This is a genomic window from Streptomyces sp. LS1784 (genome assembly GCF_020103755.1).
GTDB lineage: Bacteria > Actinomycetota > Actinomycetes > Streptomycetales > Streptomycetaceae > Kitasatospora.
In genome coordinates this window covers 1-19,617 of sequence record NZ_JAHSQD010000112.1, presented here as the reverse complement: position 1 = coordinate 19,617, position 19,617 = coordinate 1, and the positions used below count along the sequence as shown (strand labels likewise).

Annotated in this window: 19 protein-coding genes and 1 riboswitch; of the genes, 11 read left to right on the top strand and 8 right to left on the bottom strand. The window is 71.3% G+C overall.

What is annotated here, in order from left to right; genetic code table 11:
• Positions 1–303: 303 nt before the first annotated feature.
• Both KS423_RS15995 and KS423_RS15990 read right to left on the bottom strand, forming a co-directional pair.
• Positions 304–1,515, bottom strand: coding sequence for a LamG domain-containing protein (locus KS423_RS15995; protein ID WP_224279773.1), 1,212 nt, complete (start codon positions 1,513–1,515; stop codon positions 304–306).
• A gap of 271 nt (positions 1,516–1,786) precedes the next feature.
• A complete protein-coding gene (locus KS423_RS15990) occupies positions 1,787–3,004 on the bottom strand; it encodes a ricin-type beta-trefoil lectin domain protein (protein WP_224279765.1) in 1,218 nt (405 codons plus the stop codon).
• Between the two features lie 435 nt (positions 3,005–3,439).
• On the opposite strand from KS423_RS15990, the gene KS423_RS15985 reads away from it, so the two are divergent.
• The 5 genes from KS423_RS15985 (at position 3,440) to KS423_RS15965 (ending at position 11,437) form a co-directional block, all read left to right on the top strand.
• On the top strand, positions 3,440–4,858 hold the full coding sequence (locus tag KS423_RS15985; protein WP_224279780.1) for a glycosyltransferase family 2 protein: 1,419 nt from the start codon (positions 3,440–3,442) through the stop codon (positions 4,856–4,858).
• 5 nt (positions 4,859–4,863) lie between these two features.
• Positions 4,864–5,940 carry a glycoside hydrolase family 26 protein gene (locus KS423_RS15980; protein WP_224279764.1) on the top strand — a complete coding sequence of 359 codons (1,077 nt, stop codon included), beginning with the start codon at positions 4,864–4,866 and terminating at the stop codon, positions 5,938–5,940.
• Positions 5,940–7,619, top strand: coding sequence for a glycosyltransferase family 39 protein (locus KS423_RS15975; RefSeq protein ID WP_224279762.1), 1,680 nt, complete (start codon positions 5,940–5,942; stop codon positions 7,617–7,619). Before KS423_RS15980 ends, KS423_RS15975 begins: the two co-directional genes overlap by 1 nt.
• 46 nt (positions 7,620–7,665) lie before the next feature.
• Positions 7,666–7,824: riboswitch (cobalamin riboswitch) on the top strand.
• 167 nt (positions 7,825–7,991) lie between these two features.
• Positions 7,992–10,421 (top strand): ribonucleoside-diphosphate reductase subunit alpha, encoded by a 2,430-nt coding sequence (locus KS423_RS15970; RefSeq protein ID WP_374119962.1) that lies wholly within the window; start codon positions 7,992–7,994, stop codon positions 10,419–10,421.
• A 20-nt stretch (positions 10,422–10,441) separates the two neighbouring features.
• On the top strand, positions 10,442–11,437 hold the full coding sequence (locus KS423_RS15965; protein ID WP_224279777.1) for a ribonucleotide-diphosphate reductase subunit beta: 996 nt from the start codon (positions 10,442–10,444) through the stop codon (positions 11,435–11,437).
• A 62-nt stretch (positions 11,438–11,499) separates the two neighbouring features.
• Here KS423_RS15965 and KS423_RS15960 read toward each other — a convergent pair whose 3' ends face one another.
• From KS423_RS15960 to KS423_RS15950, 3 genes are read right to left on the bottom strand one after another with little or no spacing between them, the layout of a single operon-like run.
• Positions 11,500–11,784 carry a DUF397 domain-containing protein gene (locus tag KS423_RS15960; protein WP_224279760.1) on the bottom strand — a complete coding sequence of 95 codons (285 nt, stop codon included), beginning with the start codon at positions 11,782–11,784 and terminating at the stop codon, positions 11,500–11,502.
• Positions 11,785–11,843: 59 nt separating this feature from the next.
• Positions 11,844–12,047 (bottom strand): DUF397 domain-containing protein, encoded by a 204-nt coding sequence (locus tag KS423_RS15955; protein WP_224279775.1) that lies wholly within the window; start codon positions 12,045–12,047, stop codon positions 11,844–11,846.
• A gap of 33 nt (positions 12,048–12,080) precedes the next feature.
• Complete coding sequence (locus KS423_RS15950) at positions 12,081–12,935, bottom strand: helix-turn-helix transcriptional regulator (RefSeq protein ID WP_224279758.1); 855 nt, start codon at positions 12,933–12,935, stop codon at positions 12,081–12,083.
• Positions 12,936–13,168: 233 nt separating this feature from the next.
• Here KS423_RS15950 and KS423_RS15945 point away from each other — a divergent pair, with 233 nt between their 5' ends.
• From KS423_RS15945 to KS423_RS15930, 4 genes are all read left to right on the top strand, one after another.
• The gene (locus KS423_RS15945; RefSeq protein ID WP_224279756.1) at positions 13,169–13,600 is read left to right on the top strand and encodes an anti-sigma regulatory factor; all 432 of its coding nucleotides are present in this window, start codon (positions 13,169–13,171) and stop codon (positions 13,598–13,600) included.
• Positions 13,597–13,872 carry a hypothetical protein gene (locus tag KS423_RS15940; protein WP_224279754.1) on the top strand — a complete coding sequence of 92 codons (276 nt, stop codon included), beginning with the start codon at positions 13,597–13,599 and terminating at the stop codon, positions 13,870–13,872. Before KS423_RS15945 ends, KS423_RS15940 begins: the two co-directional genes overlap by 4 nt.
• Positions 13,873–14,254: 382 nt before the next feature.
• Complete coding sequence (locus tag KS423_RS15935; RefSeq protein WP_224279752.1) at positions 14,255–14,491, top strand: DUF397 domain-containing protein; 237 nt, start codon at positions 14,255–14,257, stop codon at positions 14,489–14,491.
• Between the two features lie 77 nt (positions 14,492–14,568).
• Positions 14,569–15,009 (top strand): hypothetical protein, encoded by a 441-nt coding sequence (locus KS423_RS15930; RefSeq protein WP_224279750.1) that lies wholly within the window; start codon positions 14,569–14,571, stop codon positions 15,007–15,009.
• Here KS423_RS15930 and KS423_RS15925 read toward each other — a convergent pair.
• A complete protein-coding gene (locus KS423_RS15925) occupies positions 14,979–16,031 on the bottom strand; it encodes a hypothetical protein (RefSeq protein WP_224279748.1) in 1,053 nt (350 codons plus the stop codon). The two genes, KS423_RS15930 and KS423_RS15925, sit on opposite strands and share 31 nt — an antisense overlap.
• 114 nt (positions 16,032–16,145) lie before the next feature.
• Between KS423_RS15925 and KS423_RS15920 the strand changes: the two genes are divergently transcribed.
• Positions 16,146–16,637 carry a hypothetical protein gene (locus KS423_RS15920; RefSeq protein ID WP_224279746.1) on the top strand — a complete coding sequence of 164 codons (492 nt, stop codon included), beginning with the start codon at positions 16,146–16,148 and terminating at the stop codon, positions 16,635–16,637.
• Between the two features lie 67 nt (positions 16,638–16,704).
• Positions 16,705–17,547, top strand: coding sequence for a PaaX family transcriptional regulator C-terminal domain-containing protein (locus KS423_RS15915; RefSeq protein WP_224279744.1), 843 nt, complete (start codon positions 16,705–16,707; stop codon positions 17,545–17,547).
• A 96-nt stretch (positions 17,548–17,643) separates the two neighbouring features.
• Here KS423_RS15915 and def read toward each other — a convergent pair whose 3' ends face one another.
• Positions 17,644–18,285, bottom strand: a complete 642-nt coding sequence (gene def / locus KS423_RS15910) for a peptide deformylase (protein WP_224279742.1) — start codon at positions 18,283–18,285, stop codon at positions 17,644–17,646.
• Between the two features lie 43 nt (positions 18,286–18,328).
• Entirely contained in the window at positions 18,329–19,321 is a 993-nt protein-coding gene (locus KS423_RS15905) for a hypothetical protein (protein WP_224279740.1), read from the bottom strand.
• Positions 19,322–19,617 lie beyond the last annotated feature (296 nt).

Here is a 19,617-nt window from a genome sequence, read left to right as displayed (position 1 = left end):
CTGCGCCGTCCCGGTGGCCGCCCGGTCGCGCTCGCCGAGGGCCACTCCAGCCGGCCTGGCCCCGCCGAGGACGGGCTTGCGGGTGGACTCGGGCCGGATCCAGCGGCCGTCCGCGCTCATCAGTACTGCTCCTCATCTGGGACTTCGCATCCGGACGGGCCCTGGAGCCCACGCCCCGGGGCGCGCTTCGGCCGCCGCCCCACACTGCCGGGGGCGGCGGCCGGACGTTCACGAGGGCCGGTCGGCCCTGCGGCGGGTCCTGCGGGTCGTCCTCACCGGCCCGCGGAACCCGCCCCGACGGGCTCAGCCGCCGAGCCAGGCACCGGTCGGCGCGACGGACGGAGGCGAGCTCGGACCGGCCACGATCTTGACGACGTCGGCCTCGGGCAGCACCTGGTCCCACACCTGGATGTCGGCGACTGCGCCGTGCCAAGGGTCGGCCCACTGCGAGTTGGAGCTCAGCCGGCCGACCTGAAGGGTGTTGCCGCCGCTCGGCGGCACCCCGGCCGACTTGGCCGAGGACTGCGGAGCGCCGTTGACGTACAGGGTGATCTGACCGGACGGGTCGTCGTACACGCCGGTCAGCAGCACCCACTGGTTGACCGTGGCATCGCCCTTGGACCAGGCGACCGCCGAACCGCCGCCCGGCACCTGGACCTTGAAGTACCACTGGTCGTGCCCGTTGTTGTTGGCCCGGCCCAGCGAGTACGAGTAGTACTGGCCGTCGCCCTGGCTGACCGCGCTGCGGTTGCCGTTGGGCACGTCGACCAGCACCCGCGCGGAGACGGTGAAGCTCTTGCTCACGTCGACGACCGGGGTGGACGTCGAGGCGAACGAGTCCTGGCCGCTGGGCAGTTTGAGGACCTGCCCGGAGAAGCCGGTCATCGTCCCCTGCTTGGCGTCGGCGCCCAGGTTGAGCGCGGCCGAGCCCTTCTTGGCGGGCAGCGAGCCGACGGTCGGCGGGCTGTCGATGCCCTTGACCGGCGGCGCGCTCGTCATACTGGACGGACCGGAGACCGTCGGGCTCGGCTGGCCGGTGCCCTGGGCCACCGGCTTCTTCTCCTGGCCGTGCTGGTAGTACCAGTACCCACCGCCACCGGCGGCGGCCACCACGACCACGGCGGTCACCACGCCGATCAGCTTGCGCCGGCGGCCGCGCTTGGCGGACTGCTCGTTCTGCTCGGCCAGCGCCTCCCAGTCCGGTGTGGCGGACTGGGAGACCGGCGTGCCGGACGGCGGAACCGGCGGCTGGAAGCCGCCCTGCTGCTGCCAGTGCGCCACGGGCTGGGCCGGCTGCGCGCCCGGCGGGAAGGGCTGCTGACCGACGGGCGGGCCGGGCTGCGGCATCGGCACCTGCGGCGGAACCGGCTGCGGCTGTACGGGGTGCTGCTGGACGGGCTGTGCCTGCTGCGCCGCCACCGGAGCCGGCTGCACCGGCCCCGGCACCAGCGGGGCGGGTCCCCCGCCCGGATGCGGCACCGGCGGCACCGGCTGCGCGGCCGGATACGGCGTCATCTGCTGGGGCTGCACGGGCGCAGCGGGCGAAGGCCCGTAGCCGGACGCGGGGCCGAAGGCTCCGCTCGGGGACTGCGGTGGCACACCGGTGGCCGGAGCGGCCCCCCCGGCCGGTGCCTGCTGCGGTGGCGTGGGGGGCTGGCCCGGCTCGCCACTCGGTACCGGTCGATCGCTCATGGCCCGAATGCTAGGGCATCCACCCCGCCACGCCCATGGGGGGTGCGCGGACGAAACGTCAATGCGGCTGCGGTTTCCCGCGCGCGACGCCGGCTCACGCAGTTCCGTTGTACGGCAGCTTCCAGCGCTGCGAGACGGTGTCCGCGCACGGCCTCAGGAGCACCGCCGTACCGTCCGCGAGCGCCCCGCCTGCGGTGCCCAGGCACAGCCCGGTGTCCTGGTGCTTCAACCGCTGCCCGGGGGCGGTGACCCAGCGCTGCGCAGGGCCGCCGGTGCACTCGGCCAGCGTCACCGAGGAGCGGTCGGCGGCCGGCGCCAGGCAGGCTGCTCCGCCGCGCAGCGAACCGTCGTTGCCCACCGTCCACCCGGTCGAGACGGCCTGGTCGCCGCAGGATCCGACGGTCACCGGCGTTCCGGCGATCCCGCCGCCGCCGTGCCGCAGGCAGATCCCCGGAGCGCCCGCCGGGACCTCGCCGGCCGGCAGGCCGACCCGGTTGTGGAAGGCGAAGGAGTTGCTGCGCAGGCCGGTCCCGCCGCTCCAGACCTCGAAGCCCGCCTGCACCCGGCACAGGTAGGAGCCCTTGGGGACGTACCCGCGGGCCATCGCGTCGGCGGTGAACAACCGCAGGTTGAGGCCGCGGGTGGTGTGGGTGGGTGCCGTGCGGACGTAGCTGATCACGCTGTGCGGGCCGGTGATCGGCGCCTGGTAGACGTGGTAGCCGGCGTCGCCGAAGGGCAGGGCGTCCGCCACCTTGTCACCGGCGGGCCGCACGTTGTCGGTGGCGTCCAGCCAGATCATCACCTCGGCGCTCTCCCCCGGGAGGCAGTTGTCCGGGCTGGAGCCGTACCAGAGGTCGAAGGAGAGGTTGAAGGAGCCGCTCACCCGGCCGTTGGCGTCCCAGTCGGCGGTGGCGTCGCCGAGTGCGCTGACCGGCACCGGCAGTCCGCTCGCGCCCGGGGCCGTGGAGACGTTGGGGTAGGCGCCCGGGGCGAGCGGGTTCTTCGGAACGAAGTCGTCGGTCCGGGACAGCGTGAACCCGCTGTCCCCGACCGGGTCCACACAGACGGTGCCGGCGGTGTTCCACGGGTTCGGTTCGAGGACCTTGGCGCCGCCGTCCAACGCCAGCTTGGGGAACGGCTCCTGCGCGGTCGAGCAGAGACCCGGCCCGGACGCCACCGTCGTGGCGGCCGGCGGCTCCACCGCCCCGACCTCGCCGCTGCACCCGGCCAGCATCGCGGCGACCGCACCGAACGCGGTGACCGCCCGCAGGCCCCGCGCCAAGCGCCCGGCCGTGCCGTCCTCGATGATCATCACTCTTCCCCGAACCGTCCTCGCCCGTCGAGCGGACAACCGTACACAAGCGCTCCGGCCGCACCCTCGTTCACATCACGATCGGAACTCGATATCGGTTCCTGGTGGCTGACGGAAGAGGGGGGAGCGAACTCCGTGCGATCGGTCCCGTACGATCCTGGCGTCCCCTGGTGCCCGAGCGACAACGGCCGCCGGGCGGGGACGGTTCAGACTCAGTACGGCTTCGGGGGAGTAGAGCACGTGACTGTCACCGAGAGCGCGCGACTCGCGGGAGGCGGTCAACCGCCGGTCTCACGACGCCGCAGCCGGCGCGACCCGGCCGCCCGCAACCGGTGGGGCCTGCTCCCCCAACCCCCGGACAACACCGAGAAGTACCTCTACGCCCGCACCAACCTGTGGGTGCTGACCTGCTTCTCCCTCATCAGCTTCGCCTGCATGGTGGCCAGCGAGATCGGGCTGCTGAGCGCGACGCCGTGGTTCCTCTTCTTCGTTCCGCCGCTCGCCTTCACCATCGTCTACTACCTGATCTCCCGTTGGGTGCACGGCTTCAACGAGACCTTCGACCTCTCCGCCCACCGGGCCCTGGTCAAGTCCTGGCAGCCCGAGCGCTATCCGACCGTCGACATCTTCCTGCCCGTCGCCGGCGAGCCGATCGAGGTGCTGCACAACACCTGGACGCACGTCGCCCGGCTGCGCGACCAGTACCCGGGCGAGGTCACCCCGTACGTCCTCGACGACAGCAACAGCCCGCAGCTCGCGCAGATGGCCGTCGACTTCGAGTTCGTGTACGGCACCCGCGACAGGCTCGGCTGGTTCAAGAAGGCCGGCAACCTCCAGTTCGGCTTCCGCAACTCCGACAGCGACTACGTCCTCATCCTGGACGCCGACTTCGCGCCCCGACCGGACCTGCTGAACGAGATGCTCCCCTACATGGAGGCCAACCCGCGCCTCGGCATCGTCCAGTCCCCGCAGTTCTTCCGCATCCTCGACTCGCAGAACTGGATCGAGCGCGGCGCCGGGGCCGTCCAGGAGCTGTTCTACCGGACCGTCCAGGTCTCCCGGCAGCGCAACGACGGCGCCATCTGCGTGGGCAGTTGCGCGATCTACCGGCGCGCGGCACTGGAGGAGAACGGCGGCACCACGCTGATCGGCCACTCCGAGGACGTGCACACCGGCTTCGACCTGCGCCGCCTCGGCTGGGACCTCCAGTACATTCCCGTCGCGCTGGCCACCGGCGTCTGCCCGGACAACGTGGGCGGCTTCTTCAACCAGCAGTACCGCTGGTGCACCGGCTCGATGAGCCTGCTCGGCAGCAAGAAGTTCTGGCAGACCAAACTGCGGCCGGTCACCCGGGCCTGCTACCTGTCCGGCTTCTTCTACTACATCCACACGGCGCTGTTCACCGTCGTCTCACCCCTCATACCGATCGTCCTGCTGCTCGCCCGCCCCGACCTGATCCGCTGGGAGAACACCGCGCTGGTGCTGCCCGGCCTGCTCTACGCGACGATCATCTTCCCGCTCTGGCACCGCAACCCCTACCGGCTGGAGGCCTGGGCCGCCCGCATGATGTACGGCTGGGCGCACGTCTTCGCCATCTGGGACATCGTGCGCCGCAACCGGATGGCCTGGCAGCCGACCGGCTCCAGCGGCGCCAAGAGGAACAAGACCCGTCGGTTCTGGATCGGCGTCATCGCCTGGGGCGGCGGAACGGCCCTGCTCTGGGTGCTGCTGAGCATCTGGCGGATGCTCACCATGGGACCGCTGAACTTCGCCCTCGTCCTCGCCTCCGGCCTCTTCTACGCCACCATCGTGGGCCGGGTCCTCGTCCAGCCACGCCCCACGGAAGCAGAGTGATCGCCATGACCGCCCACCTCCGGCGGGCCGGCCGGCTCCGTCGCCGGATGGCGCTCCCGCTGCTGACCGCCGCCGGCCTGCTGCTCGTCACCGCGTGCGGCCCCGAGGATCCCGGCTTCGCGATGCAGAAGGACCTGGCCCAGGCCGCCCCCACCGCTCCCGGCGCGACCCCCGGCGGCGCCGCACCGGCGGTGCCCGCCCAGCCCAAGGCCCTGCCGTCCGGCGTCCCGTACGACGTCACGCCGCTGCTCAAGCCGAGCCACAAGTACCTCGGCGCCGCCCTGCCCGACGTCCCCGCCACGATGGACGCGCTGCCCGGCTACAGTTCCGCGATCGGCAAGCAGCCCAACGTCCTGGAGTACTACGCCCACTGGAAGGGCGGCTTCGACACCGCCGGCGTGCGCCGGATCCACGAGGCCGGGGCACTGCCCTTCATGGCCTGGGAGCCGCACGACCGCTCGCTCGCCTCGATCGCGGCCGGCGACACCGACGACTACGTGCGCGGCGTCGCCAAGGCCGTCGCCAAGCTCAACCTGCCGATCGCCATCAGCATCGCCCACGAGATGAACGGCGACTGGTACCCGTGGGGCCGTCAGGCCGCCACCCCCCAGGACTTCGTGGCCGCCTGGCGCCACGTCCACGACCTCTTCGACCAGGCCGGCGCCACCAACGTGATCTGGGTCTGGAGTCCCAACATCACCGACCCCGCACCCAACACCCGCCTGGCGCCGTACTACCCCGGCGACACCTACGTCGACTGGGCCGGCATGACCGGCTACTTCACCCGCACCGGGCCGAAGACCTTCGACGCCCTCTACGGGCCGACCATGGCCGAGATCCGCACCTTCTCCAACAAGCCCTTCTTCATCAGCGAGACCGCCTCCGAGCAGGGCAAGCGCCAGCACGCGGACATCGACCAGCTGTTCTCCGGGCTGGAGGCGCACGACGACATCGTCGGCTTCGTCTGGTTCAACATCGTCAAGCGGGCGGACTGGCGGGTCGAGGCCGTCCCGGACACCCTCGCCGCGTTCAAGCAGCGCGTGTCCGACCCCCGTTACGGCTTCGACATCCGGAACCCCTGATGAGCACTGAATCCGACTTCCCTCCCGTCCCGCACGGCCGCTCCGCCCAGGACCGCCCCGCCCACGGTCCGACCGCCGAACCGGACCCCGACCCCGCCGGGCCCCGCACGGCCGTGGCGGTGGACAACCCCGACGGCGTCGAGCTGGCCCCGTACACCATCCCGCGGGTCCCCGCGATCGGCTGGGACCCGGGCCCCAGCCCCCGCCGCCGCTGGATCGCCCGCGGCCTGCTGGGCGCCGTCCTGACCGTCCAGGCCGCGCTCTCGCTGCGCCTGCTGGCCGCCGCGCACCCCGACGAGGCCGCCGCCATGGTCTCCGGGCGCCAGCAGCTGGCCCACCTGCTGCACGGCACCCCGGTCACCACCGACCTCGTCGACCGGGTGCACGGCTCGCCCTGGCTCTACCCGCCGCTGGCCGGCGCCGCCGCCGACGCCAACGGCATCTGGGGCACCCGGCTGCTCAGCCTCGGCTTCGCGCTGCTCACCACGGTGCTGCTGTACTCGCTGACCAGGCGCCTGTTCAACGAGCGGGTCGCCATCTGCGCCATAGCCGTGTACGCCGTCCTCCAGTCCACCGTCGTGGTCGGCTTCTACGCCGCGCCCGAGTCCCTCGCCGTACTACTGGTCGCCCTCGCGGCCTGGACCACGGTGTTCACCGCCCGCCGCCACCCGGCCCTGGCCCTGCTCGCCGCCCCACCCACGGCACTGGCCTGCGCCGTGGCCTACTCCGCGGCCTTCGCCGTCCCCGCGCTGGTCGCCCTCGCCTTCGCCTGCGCCCGGCCGTACCACCGGGCCGGGCCGGCCGCCGTGCGCGCGCTGCTGGCGGCCCTCGGCACCCTCGTCCTGCTGCTCCCGTTCGGCACCCTGGGCAAGGTCGCCGGGTGGTCGCCCTCGCACGGCAACGCCCCCGGCTCTGCCGGCTCGATCCTGCTCGGCACGCTCCAGTGGGCCGGTCTGTTCACCGTCCTCGCGGTGGCCGGCACCATCGCCTACGCGCGCCGCGAGCAGATGAACGAGCACGACGCGCCGGAGAAGGACGCCCTCCCCACCTCCCGGAGCCGGCGCGCCCTGCTCGGGGCCACCCTGACCGTCACCGCCCTGCTGATCCCCGCCGCCCACCTGTGGACCGGCACCTCCGGCGCGCTGTTCCGCCACCTCGGCTACGGCATGCTGCTCGCCGCCCCGCTCGCCGGGGTCGGCCTGACCCGGCTGGTCGGTGCCCACTTCCGCCATCCCCAGCTCGGCATCCTGGTGTGGGTCGCCCTGCTCGCCCTCGGCCTGGAGCAGTCCGCCCTGCGCTACCAGAACGGGCCCGACTCCGGCCGTCTGCTGGCCGTCCTGCGGGCCCACACGCAGCCCCAGGGCCGCTACCTCACCGAGGTCGACGGACTCGCCGAGTACTACCTCGGCAGCGTCTCCAAGCCCGAGCAGTGGGTCTCCGCGCGCACCGGTACGGAGTACCGCGACGGGGCCGGGGTCCAGCATCACGGCGACGACGGCAGCGCGGCCGCGATCCGGGACGGCTGGTTCACGATGGTCGTCCTCGACAGCACCGCGCCGAGGGCCACCGACCGGGCCCTGAGCGAGGCCCTGACCGCCGCCGGGCACTACCGGCTGGTCGCCCAGTTCACGTCGCCGACCGGCGATTCGAGTACGTACAAGGTCTATCTCAAGCACTGACCGGCCGCCCGGCCCACGCACATCTGCGACACGACAGGCACAACATATGGTGCCGCCGCAGTCTGGCGGCACTACATGTATGCTCACTCCTGCTGTCGATGCAGGGGAACCCGGTGCGAATCCGGGACTGCCCCGCAGCGGTGTGCGGGCGGCTCCAGCAGCCGTCCCGCGAGTCCGATTACCTGCCGGACAGCGTGCGCCACGGCCCTCCCGCAGAGGCCGCGCCGGCACCAGCAGTACCCCTCCGGGCCTCGCGGGCGGGCCGGGGAGTAACCGTCGCGCGACGCCGTCTGCGTTCGCGCCGTGCTCCCCTGCCCAGATCGGCCCGGTACCCCCGATCACCGCCGCCGATCGCCGCCAGGAGAGAGCGCCTTGACCATCGCCGCCTCAGCCACCCTGCCCGCCCAGGGCTCCGGTACCGCCTTCACCGACCCGACGGTCTCCGACCCCGGCGGCGCCCTGCTGCGGCTGCTCACCGACCGCAGCACCGACCTCACCGAGGTGGACCCCGGCCATGTCGCCGCCGCCGCGCTGCGCGGCCGCCACGCCGGCTCGGACTTCGCCGAGCTGCGCGGGCTGGCCGTGGACGCCGCCGCGTCGATGATCGCCGAGGACCCCCAGTACTCGAAGCTGGCCGCCCGCCTGCTCGCGCTGGAGATCGTCGACGAGGCGACCAGCCAGGGCTCGGTGTCCTTCTCCGCCTCGATCGCCGTCGGCCACGCCGAGGGCCTGATCGGCGACACCACCGCGGCCTTCGTCGCCAAGCACGCCGCCGCCCTTAACGGGCTGATCGACGCCGCGGGCGACGACCGCTTCGAGTACTTCGGCCTGCGCACCGTGCAGTCCCGCTACCTGCTGCGCCACCCGATCACCCGCAAGGTGATCGAGACCCCGCAGCACTTCCTGCTCCGCGTCGCCTGTGGCCTGGCGGTCGGCGACAGCGAGCAGTCGGTGCGCGAGGTGGCCGAGCTGTACGGCCTGATGAGCCGCCTGGAGTACCTGACCTCCTCGCCGACGCTCTTCAACTCCGGCACCCGCCACCCGCAGATGTCGAGCTGCTACCTGCTCGACTCCCCGCTGGACAACCTGGACTCGATCTACAACCGCTACGCGCAGATCGCCCGGCTGTCCAAGCACGCCGGCGGCATCGGCCTGTCCTACTCGCGCATCCGCTCGCGCGGCAGCCTGATCCGCGGCACCAACGGCAAGTCCAACGGCATCGTGCCGTTCCTGCGCACCCTCGACTCCTCCGTCGCCGCCGTCAACCAGGGCGGCCGCCGCAAGGGCGCGGCGTGCGTCTACCTGGAGACCTGGCACGCCGACATCGAGGAGTTCCTGGAGCTCCGCGACAACACCGGCGAGGAGGCGCGCCGCACCCACAACCTCAACCTGGCGCACTGGATCCCGGACGAGTTCATGCGCCGGGTCAACGCCAACGAGGACTGGTCGCTGTTCTCCCCGGCCGACGTGCCGGAGCTGGTCGACCTGTGGGGCGCCGACTTCGACGAGGCGTACCGCAAGGCCGAGCTGGCCGGCAAGGCCGTCCGCACCATCCCGGCGCAGACCCTGTACGCCCGCATGATGCGCACCCTCGCGCAGACCGGCAACGGCTGGATGACCTTCAAGGACGCCTCCAACCGCGCCGCCAACCAGACCGCTCTGCCGGGCCGCACCGTGCACTCCTCCAACCTGTGCACGGAGATCCTGGAGGTCACGGACGACTCCGAGACCGCCGTCTGCAACCTGGGCTCGGTCAACCTCGGCGCCCACGTGGCCGCCGGGGCCTGCGCCGACGACCTGCTCGGCGCCATGGACTGGGAGCGGCTGGACGCCACCGTGCGCACCGCCGTCACCTTCCTCGACCGCGTGGTGGACATCAACTTCTACCCGACCACCGAGGCCGGGACGTCCAACTCCCGCTGGCGGCCGGTCGGCCTGGGCGTGATGGGCCTCCAGGACGTCTTCTTCAAGCTGCGGCTCGACTTCGACTCCGCCGAGGCGAAGCAGCTGTCCACGCTGATCGCCGAGCGCATCATGCTCACCGCGTACGAGCGCTCCGCCGACCTGGCCGAGCAGCTCGGCCGCCACGAGGCGTACGGCGAGACCCGCGCCGCCCGCGGCGAGCTGCACATCGACCACTTCCCGACGGCCGCCCCGCAGTGGGCCGACCGCTGGACGGCGCTGCGCGCCCGGATCGCCGAGACCGGCCTGCGCAACTCGCTGCTGCTGGCCATCGCGCCGACCGCGACCATCGCGTCCATCGCCGGCGTGTACGAGTGCATCGAGCCGCAGGTGTCCAACCTGTTCAAGCGCGAGACGCTGTCCGGCGAGTTCCTCCAGGTCAACCCGTACCTGGTGCGCGAGCTCAAGGAGCTCGGCGTCTGGGACCAGCAGACCCGCGACGCGCTGCGCGACGCCAACGGCTCGGTCCAGGAGCTGAACTGGCTGCCGGCCGAGGTGCGTTCGCTGTACCGGACGGCCTGGGAGCTGCCGCAGCGCGCGCTGATCGACCTGGCCGCCGCCCGCATGCCGTACCTGGACCAGAGCCAGTCCCTGAACCTGTTCATGGCGGCGCCGACCATCGGCAAGCTCAGCTCGATGTACGCCTACGCGTGGAAGGTCGGTCTGAAGACCACCTACTACCTGCGTTCGCGCCCGGCCACCCGCATCGCCCAGGCCGCGCCGGGTGCCGCCCGCGCCGCCGCGCCGGTGCCCGTGAACACCCCCTCCCTCACCCCGGAGCAGGAAGCCGCCATCGCCTGCTCCCTGGAGAACCCCGAGTCCTGCGAGGCCTGCCAGTGAGCACCCCTGAAGACCGCAAGATGCTGCTCGACCCCGGCTTCGAGCTGACCCTGCGCCCGATGCGCTACCCGTCGTTCTACGACCGGTACCGCGACGCGATCAAGAACACCTGGACCGTCGAGGAGGTGGACCTGCACTCCGACGTCGCCGACCTGGCGAAGCTCAGTGAGGGCGAGCGCCACCTGATCGGCCGGCTGGTCGCGTTCTTCGCCACGGGTGACTCGATCGTCTCCAACAACGTGGTGCTGAGCCTCTACAAGCACATCAACTCCCCGGAGGCGCGGCTGTACCTGAGCCGGCAGCTGTTCGAGGAGGCCGTGCACGTCCAGTTCTACCTGACGCTGCTGGACACCTACCTGCCCGACCCGGAGGACCGCAACGCGGCCTTCGCCGCGGTGGAGAACATCCCCTCCATCCGCCAGAAGGCCCAGTTCTGCTTCAAGTACATGAACGCGGTCGACCACATCGACTCGCTGCAGACGAAGGAGGACCGCCGCGCTTTCCTCCTGAACCTGATCTGCTTCGCGGCGTGTGTCGAAGGCCTGTTCTTCTACGGCGCGTTCGCGTACGTGTACTGGTTCCGGTCGCGCGGTCTGCTGCACGGCCTGGCCACCGGCACCAACTGGGTGTTCCGCGACGAGTCCATGCACATGGACTTCGCGATGTCGGTCGTCGACACCGTGCGCGAGGAGGAGCCCGACCTCTTCGACGACGAGATGGCCAAGCAGGTCACGGAGATGCTGGAGGAGGCCGTCGAGGCCGAGCTCCAGTTCGCCCAGGACCTGTGCGGTGACGGCCTGCCCGGCATGAACACCGCCTCGATGCGCGAGTACCTCCAGGCTGTGGCCGACCAGCGCCTGGCCCGCCTGGGCCTGCCGATCCGGTACGGCTCGGCCAACCCGTTCGGCTTCATGGAGCTCCAGAACGTCCAGGAGCTGACCAACTTCTTCGAGCGTCGCGTGTCGGCGTACCAGGTGGCCGTCGAGGGCTCGGTCGCCTTCGACGACGACTTCTAAGAGGTCGGATACGACAGTGGTGCCCCGCACGGCCGCAGCCCGTGCGGGGCACCACTGTTGTTTCAGTCGGTCGGAAACTCCCCGGACTTGACCCCGGCGAGGAAGGACGCCCAAGCATCGGCCGCGAAGACCAGCGCCGGCCCACCCGGCTCCTTCGAGTCCCGGACCGCCATTGCCGCCGACCGGGTCTGGGCCTCAAGACAGTTCCCGCCCTGCCCGCTGTAACTGCTCTTGCGCCACTCACCTTCAGGGACGGCTACGACCTCGGCCACTTCTACGCAATCGCTCTGCGCGCCCGAGTACGACGACTTACGCCACACGATGCCTCCGAGACCCACCGCGATCACGTCTCGCCTCCACAGACCAGTGACGCTAGCCCAGCCACATTCAAGCGATCGAGACGTATCTACCTATCCGAGAGTTCTCCGGCCTTCACGCCCCGAACGAACGCGGCCCAGGCATCGGCAGTGAACGCCAGAGCTGGCCCACTTGAGTCCTTCGAGTCCCGAACAGCCATCCCGCCCACCATCAACAGCCGGGTCTCCACGCACTCGTTCGCCTGGGCGCTATAGCTGCTCTTGCGCCACCCCTGAGTGGCACTGTCCGGCACAGTCACGCGCTCACACCCCTTCTGATCTCATCGTCATGTCGCCGCCGCGATGGCCGCGATCATATCCAGCGACTCCTTGGGGTTCAGAGCGGCCGATCGCAAGTATTCGAAGACCAACCCATAGCCATCCAGTTCGCCTTGCTGCTCCAGATAATGGCTGCTTGTCAGGGTTTCCAGGAAGACCGCTCCGGGAGTAGGCGAGTCAGAGAAGCCGTACATCACGAAGGCTCCACATGCGCCGGCAGTAGCACCGACCTCCAGCGGCACCACTTGCAAGGTGACGTTGGGGAGCTGCGCCATCTCCGCGAGATGTTCCAACTGCTCCTTGTGAACCTCCACCCCTCCCACCGGACACCTGAGCGCAGGCTCCCAGATGATCGCCCAGAATCGGGCCGGATCCGGCTTCGCGAGAACTTCCTTCCGCTCCATACGGATCTCGACCAGCTGGTCGATGCGCTCTGGTCGGACGGCAGCAGGGTTGGCTTCAAGTAGGGCGCGAGCGTAGCGCTTCGTCTGCAACAAGCCCGGCACAACCATGGTCTGCCACATGCGGATGTAGCGAGCATCATCTTCCAACCCGAGAACATCGACATACGCCGATGGGATGGTGTCGCCGTAGTCGTGCCACCAGCCGCGCTTCTTGCTCTCCCGCGACAACTTCTCCAGAGCTTCACGCTCCCTGACGCCCACCCCGTACAGATCCAGCAGGATCCCGAGGTCCAGCCGACGAACGCCCGAAACCCCGGTCTCTATGCGGCTGATCTTGGCGCGGGAACAAGCGAGGGCCTGAGCCGCGTCCTCCGTCCCCTTGCCCGCAACTTCGCGAAGGCGGCGAAGTTCCGAGCCGAGTCGCCGGGCGCGGACAGTCGGCTTCGATTCATCAGCCATGCGCAAGTCCTCTCACCTAACGGCCACAGTGTGCCTTGTGACGGTTCGTCAATCCAGCGTAACCACATCTGCATCGTTGCAGTTGTTTCGCTTGCAGGTTGCACCAATCCAGGTGCATGCCACCTGGCGTAGTGAGTACCGCCACACAGCGTTACTTCGGTGGGGCTCACCACCGGGCATCCCCATGCCTTCTTCAGCTGTCTTCACCCCGCACCACCGGAGGTGGCCCCGCCATGCCTGAAGCCGTCTTCCCCTCCCCCATCGAGCAGACCTGCCGGCTCACCCGGCACCGAAAGTCCGCCCGAACCGCCCGCCGGAAGCTCCACGACTTCCTCCTCCCCCACCCCTCGGGCGAACTCCTCCTCCCCACCGGCGAGTTGCTGGTCAGCGAGCTGGTCACCAACGCCATCCAGCACTGCCGCGCCCCGCGCGACCGGCACATCCTCGTCCGCTTCCAGCTCTCCCCGGACGACACCCTCCGCATCGAGGTGCACGACGCCGACGGCGAGAAGCCCGCGCCCCGCCCCATCTCCACCTCCTCCGAGACCGGCCGAGGCCTGTTCCTCGTGCAGGAGTTGGCCACCCAGTGGGGCTGCTGCCCGCGCGAGGGCGGGATCGGGAAGGTCGTCTGGTGCCACATCTCCCCCGAGGCGGGCGCCGCGTGAGCGCCGTCCGGGCCGGGATCGCCGGCATCATGCGCCCCACCGACTTCCCCAGCGTCGACCACGCCCTCCCCGTCCTCTGGGAGCGGGTGCGCGAACTCCCCATCCGTGAGGCCCACCGGGACTTCATCCGGATCTGCATCGGACCCGGCGGCGGCGAGGGCGTCGCCCGCTGCCTCAGCCGTAACGACACCTGGAGCACCACCCTCTACGTCGGCGAGATGACCGACTGGACCGCCCACCCGATCACCATCGCCACCATCGACCAGCCCTGAACTCCCCCGCCCCCGAACGGCATTCACGCCGGGCGGGGGCTACCGAACTCGGGGCAGAGCTGTGGAAGCTTCGACAGGCTTCCGGCGAGGAGGCCAAGGCCGTGGCGCGCAGAGCCGTCACGCCGCCGAACAAGTCGAACAAGACCCATCAGCCACCAGATCCGTCTGGGCCTCACGACGCGGGAAGTCGGCCGGTCCGACTTCTCGCGCACGGGTTCGGTGGGACCACCTGGGCGTTGGACCTTTGCCTGCCGGCCGGCTCACCACCGCATCGGCCTCCGGCGCTGCCGGGCCGACCTCTTCCCCTCATTCTTCCGCCCAGGTCCTGGGCGGGGCGGGGCCGTTCCATGCCGCCCCGAAGCGATACCGAAAGGTGCAGACGATGACCGATCACAACCTGTACGAACTCGACCTCTCCCGAGTCGAGTTCAACCGCGCGTGCGGCGGCAACCAGGGCGGGGGCGACGACGGCGAGTCGTGCGTGACCCTCGGGCTGGTGCAGCACGGTGTCTTCGCCCTCGGCGACAGCAAGCGTCCCGACCGCGAGCCCCTGCTCTTCACCGCCGAGGAGCTGACCAACGCCGGGATCGACCCGGCTCGGTTCGGCCTGCGCGCCTGACACCTCCCGAACCACCCCGGCCGTCCGCAATTCCGTGCGGGCGGCCGGGGCACCAACCACACCGAGGAGCAGCACAGTTGCACTTCCACGGTTACGAATGGGCCGGCGACGGCCGGCTTCTGGCGAAGGAATCCGAGCGCCGACCGATCGACCGCGCACAATTCGGCCACTCCGACCTGCCACCTCTGATGACAGGCTGGTGGCTGCTGCGGCCCGCCGCCCAGGTCCGGAGCACCTGGTCAACACCGGCCGATGCGGCCGACTGGCTCGTACAACGCTACGCGGAGCACGCGCCCGGCGGAGACCCCTGGCTCCCGCTCTCCACCCGCCGACAGCACGCGCTCGACCAACTGGCCGATCACTCCGACGTGGTGTGGTCCCGATGGGTCTCCGACAGCCGATGGTCCGGCCACTACGTGATCGTGTGCCCCAACCGCATCTGGACCGACGTCCCCTGCCCAGCCGCGGCGGACGGACCAGCACGGCGTCAGAAGTCGCCCTCCCAGTCCGGCGTGTAGAAGGTGGCCTCGCTGACCACGGTGTCTCCGGCCCTGACGGCCCCGACCCAGATGTTGGTCCCCTCCACCCCGCCGTCTCCGCGAGGGGTGAACCTCAGGAGCGTCCCGCGATCCGCGGCGATCTGCTCCAGGGCCGCGTCGACGTCGGATACCGCCCTGCCGGTCAGACGGATGCCCTCGAATTCCACCTGGGGGCCGGTGCGCCCGTGCACGGTCACGGCGGACAGCGTGGGAATGCCTTCACGGCCCCAGTAGTGGGCGGTCACCCCGGCACGGTCGAAGTGGTCCTCTTCCAGGGACCACGGTCCGACCCCCTGCCAAGCCCAGGCGTGGAGTCCTCTGCGCGCGGCCGGCGATTCGCCGTCCAACACGGCCGCCACCTGGGGTGGGCTCATCCCGAACCGCAGCGGGCCCACCCCCTCGGCGGGTGTCCAGTCCCAGCGGGGCCGATCACTGTCAGCCGCCACCGGCCAGGCCCCGGGGTTCGCGTCCAGCTCGCGGACGTCGCGCCACCGGACGACCGGCTCGGAGCCGTACGGGTCCTCGGCCACCTCGGGGCCCGTGATCAGGACGCTGGTGAGCAACGTGTCGTTTCGCCCCGTGCCGCCCTTGGGCGACGGACGCCAGTCCTGCTCGACGCCCAGGGACACCCCCCATGCCGCCACCTCGGGATCGCCGCTCCGGTTCACCCGCACCAAGGCCCCCTCCCGGGCGGCGAGTTCGCGGATGTCCGCACCCACCTCGGACGGAACACGGCCGGTCAACTCGATGTCCCGCAGCCACACCGACGGCCCGTCCAGCGCGCCGAACGCCACCGCGACGAGCCGCGGCCCTCCCCGGAAGATCGCGGTCACACCCGCGTCGTACCTCTCCCAGCCGTACGAGAGCTCGACAGGCTCTTGCCCCAGAGCCTCCTCGACCTCATCGGGGCTCATCCCGAACCGCAGCGGCCCGACCCCCACCAGCGGGTCGAGCACCCACCGCACCCGCTCCTCGCCGGGCTTCCTGTTCCACCAGCTCACCGCCGCACCCCCACCACCCGATGATCTTGTCGGCCACCCTAGGCCCGACCTCCGACAAGGGAGCCGACCTCTCCTCGATCGCCAAAATATATCGGCCCTGCTACGGTCGTATTCATGATGAAAGAAACCGGCGCCCAGTCCGCCACGACCGAGCTCCGGATGCCCCTCGACACCAAGGTGGTCGTCTGGGTCTTCTGCGGCACGGTCGGCGCCGGCCTCGGCTTCGCCGTCCCGTGGCTGCTCCAGTTCGCCGCCAGGCACCCGATCCCCTACGCGGACACCGTCCGTTTCCTGGGCTCGTTCACCTCCCCGGCCATGGTGGTCGGCCGGCCGCTGGTGCTCGCCGCCGTCGGGCTCCTGATCGGGATGTTCGTCACCTACCACGCCGCCACGCTGCGCATCTCGGACGAGAGCATCACCATCGTCGAGGGCGACGACAGCCGGGTGATCGCCCGCGACCAGGTCGGCGGCGTCTTCCGCCACGGCGGCAAGGTGCGGATCGAGTCACCGCTCGGACGCGTCCTCTTCGACGACGACGTCGAAGGCGGGAAGGCGGCCATCGCCTCGGCCTTCCGCCGCCACGGCTATCCCTGGGAAGGCGCCTGAGCTCCCGTGTGGCAGATTGACCGGACGGCCCCGCGCAGGGGCACGTGATCGAGAACCGAGGTCTCCCGTGTCCGCATACAAAGCCGCACCGCGAACGGTCGTCGAGGCCTGCTTCGACCCGCAGGGCACAGCCGCACTCGACTACGTCTACGACGTCGCCGCGGCGGTCGGCCTCTCGGACCAGCCGGTCCGGCTGGCCGTCCGCCGGCTGGAGGCGGCCGGCATCCTGCGCCAGGAGGGGCGGGGCCGCAAGGGCCGTCTCGTCCTGACCGACGCGGGCAGGCTCCGCTCGGACACCGACGTCCGGTTCGTCGCGCTCGCCTACGCCCAGGACGCCGGTCTCGTCCCCTGGGACGGACTCTGGCGCCTCTACACCTTCTCCGTCCCCGAACGGCACCGGTCGGAACGCGACGCCCTGCGCACCGCGCTGACCCGGCTCGGCGCCGTCCCGCTCGCGCCCGGCGCCTACGTCAGCCCCCACGACCTCCTCGACGAACTCGCCGTCGAGGCCTCCGCGCGGACCGTCGGCGCCTACCTGATCACGGCGGAGGCCACCCGTCTGACCGGCCCGGGCTTCACCGGTCCCACCGCCACCGCGGAGCACCTCTGGCCCTCGGCCGAGACGGTCGAGGCCTACCAGCCGCTCGCCGAAGCGCTCGCCGAGGAGCCCCTCGGCCCCGACCGCGGCCCCGTCGAACTGGTCGCGACCGCGCTGCGCCTGGCCGAGGCATTCACCCACGCCCTGGAGCGCGACCCGCTCCTCCCCCCGGAGCTGCGGCCCACCCCCTGGCCGCCGTCCCGGGTGCGGCGCGACTTCCACGAGGCCTGGACCGCCATCCGCGGCCGCACCCCCGACCTCTCGCTCTTCCGGGCCTTCGACACGGAACCGGCGGCCACCGGCCGTTCCTGATCCCCGCGTCCGGCACCGCTGTTCCGTGCCGGAGCGGACAACGCACAGGGCCGGTACGGAACTTCCGCACCGGCCCTGCCAACTCGGTTTCGATCCTTACGCGTTCGGCACGGTCGCGTACTTCGGGGTGCCCTCGGCCATCTGCCGCAGGGCGTCCTTGCGGTCCCGCTTCGACAGCTTGTCGATGTAGAGGGTGCCGTAGAGGTGGTCGGTCTCGTGCTGGAGGCAGCGGGCGAAGAAGCCGGTGCCCTCGACGCGTATCGGCTTGCCGTCCTTGTCGACGCCGGTGACCGCGGCGCAGTCCGGGCGGGCCAGCTCGGCGTAGGCGGTGGGGACGGAGAGGCAGCCCTCGTTGCCGTCGTCGAGGACGCGGCGGCGGTCGGCCGGGTACTCCTCCAGCACGGGGTTGATCACGTGGCCGATGTGGCGCACGCCCTCGTCGTCCGGGCAGTCGTAGACGAAGACCTTGAGGTCGACGCCGATCTGGTTGGCGGCGAGGCCGACGCCCTCGGCGGCGTACATGGACTGGAACATGTCGTCGATCAGTGCGGACAGCTCGCCGTCGAAGGCGGTGACGTCCTTGACCTCCCGGTGCAGCACCGGGTTGCCGACGACGGTGATCGGGCGCGCGGTGCCCTTGCTGAGGTCGGGCTCCTCACCGATCACCTTCACGGGCGTCTCGGGCGCCGTCCCCTCCACGTCGTGCTCGTGCTCGTGCTGCTCGGCCTGCTCCGCCATGTCTTCCGCTTCCGTAGGTCTACGCGTTACCTCACCAGGGTACTCAGCACACTTCTTCGAGATCCCGGTAAGCCCGACTTCCCGGGGCCGCCGCGACCCAGCGGTCCAGCAGGGTGCGCACGAGGTGGGCCGGGGCGGCGATCCCGCACTCGCGCTCGACCAACCAGGACATCCCGGCCGCGCCGCCCTGGCTGAGGTGGCTGAGGTGGCCGGGGTGGGCGGCGTCGCCGTCGTCGTGCGGGTCGTGGTGGGCGGCGACGCCGTCGTCCGAGGCCATCCGGCTCTCCGAGCAGGCGCGGCACAGCAGCCGCACCGAGGAGGTCCAGTCCTCGGCGGCGTAGCCGGCGTCGGCGACCAGCCGTTCCAGCGCGTCCCGGTCCCCGGCGGTGGCGGCCTGGAGCAGCACCACGTAGGTCGGCACCGGGGAGGGCGCCCACAGCTCGATCTCGTCGAACACCGGGTAGGCGACGCCGTCGGTGACCCGCTCGCCGTGCGGGGCGCCGTCGTGCAGCACCACCTCGCCCCAGCGGCGGCCGGAGGAGGGCAGCGGGATGGACAGCACCTCGATCCGGGCCGGGTCCAGCCGGCGGCCCCAGACCACCTCGGACTCGCCGTCCGGGGAGAGCCGCACCGGGGTGGTGCCGAGGTCCAGGCTGACCGGGCCGTCCGGCTGCCCGCCGGGGCCGCCGGGCAGCTTCAGCCCGTACGCCTGCCAGGCGCGGCGGGCCAGCGGCCAGTCCTGGAGGGCGGTGGCGGTGATGCCGAGGTTCCACCAGTCCGGGGCGCCGTGCTCGCGGTCCAGCAGGGCGACGGCGCGCAGGCCGGCCGAGCGGGCCTGCTCCCAGTCCCGGCGGAACTTGTGCAGCAGGGCGAGGTTGAACCAGGAATCGGAGAGCCACGGCTCCAGGTCGGCGGCCATCACCAGCAGCGCGCCGGCGTCCTCGTAGCGGCCGTCGCCGATCAGCGTGAAGGCCCGGTCGGTCGTCTGCCGCCAGGTGGCGGACGGCCGGTGCCGTGCCCGGTGGAAGATCCTCACGTTCGTCCCTGCCGTCGTCGTCCGCTCAAGTCCCGTGCCACCGTGCCCGTCCCGCCTCGGACGGCGTTCCGGGCCCGGTGTCCCGGGTCGGTGTTCCACGCTACGACCGCATCCAACCACGCTCGCCCCCGCCCGCGCTCCCCACCGCCGAGGTTGGGGCCCGCCCCTCCCCAGCCTGCCTGTCCGATCCCGCCCGCTCAACCCCTGACGCCCGGGAGCCGGTTCCCGGGCCCCGCGACGGCGGCGGACGGCCCGTGCTGCGCGAGCCCCGCGCCCCCGGGTCCGCCCTTCGGCGG

Bases quoted from the DNA above. Each gene is read 5' to 3' on its own strand.
- KS423_RS15975 (WP_224279762.1), top strand. From the start codon at position 5,940: ATGAGCACTGAATCCGACTTCCCTCCCGTCCCGCACGGCCGCTCCGCC.
- KS423_RS15945 (WP_224279756.1), top strand. From the start codon at position 13,169: ATGCCTGAAGCCGTCTTCCCCTCCCCCATCGAGCAGACCTGCCGGCTC.
- KS423_RS15965 (WP_224279777.1), top strand. From the start codon at position 10,442: ATGCTGCTCGACCCCGGCTTCGAGCTGACCCTGCGCCCGATGCGCTAC.
- def (WP_224279742.1), bottom strand. From the start codon at position 18,285: ATGGCGGAGCAGGCCGAGCAGCACGAGCACGAGCACGACGTGGAGGGG.
- KS423_RS15980 (WP_224279764.1), top strand. From the start codon at position 4,864: ATGACCGCCCACCTCCGGCGGGCCGGCCGGCTCCGTCGCCGGATGGCG.
- KS423_RS15950 (WP_224279758.1), bottom strand. From the start codon at position 12,935: ATGGCTGATGAATCGAAGCCGACTGTCCGCGCCCGGCGACTCGGCTCG.
- KS423_RS15990 (WP_224279765.1), bottom strand. From the start codon at position 3,004: ATGATCATCGAGGACGGCACGGCCGGGCGCTTGGCGCGGGGCCTGCGG.
- KS423_RS15995 (WP_224279773.1), bottom strand. From the start codon at position 1,515: ATGACGCCGTATCCGGCCGCGCAGCCGGTGCCGCCGGTGCCGCATCCG.
- KS423_RS15920 (WP_224279746.1), top strand. From the start codon at position 16,146: ATGATGAAAGAAACCGGCGCCCAGTCCGCCACGACCGAGCTCCGGATG.
- KS423_RS15935 (WP_224279752.1), top strand. From the start codon at position 14,255: ATGACCGATCACAACCTGTACGAACTCGACCTCTCCCGAGTCGAGTTC.
- KS423_RS15985 (WP_224279780.1), top strand. From the start codon at position 3,440: ATGGTGGCCAGCGAGATCGGGCTGCTGAGCGCGACGCCGTGGTTCCTC.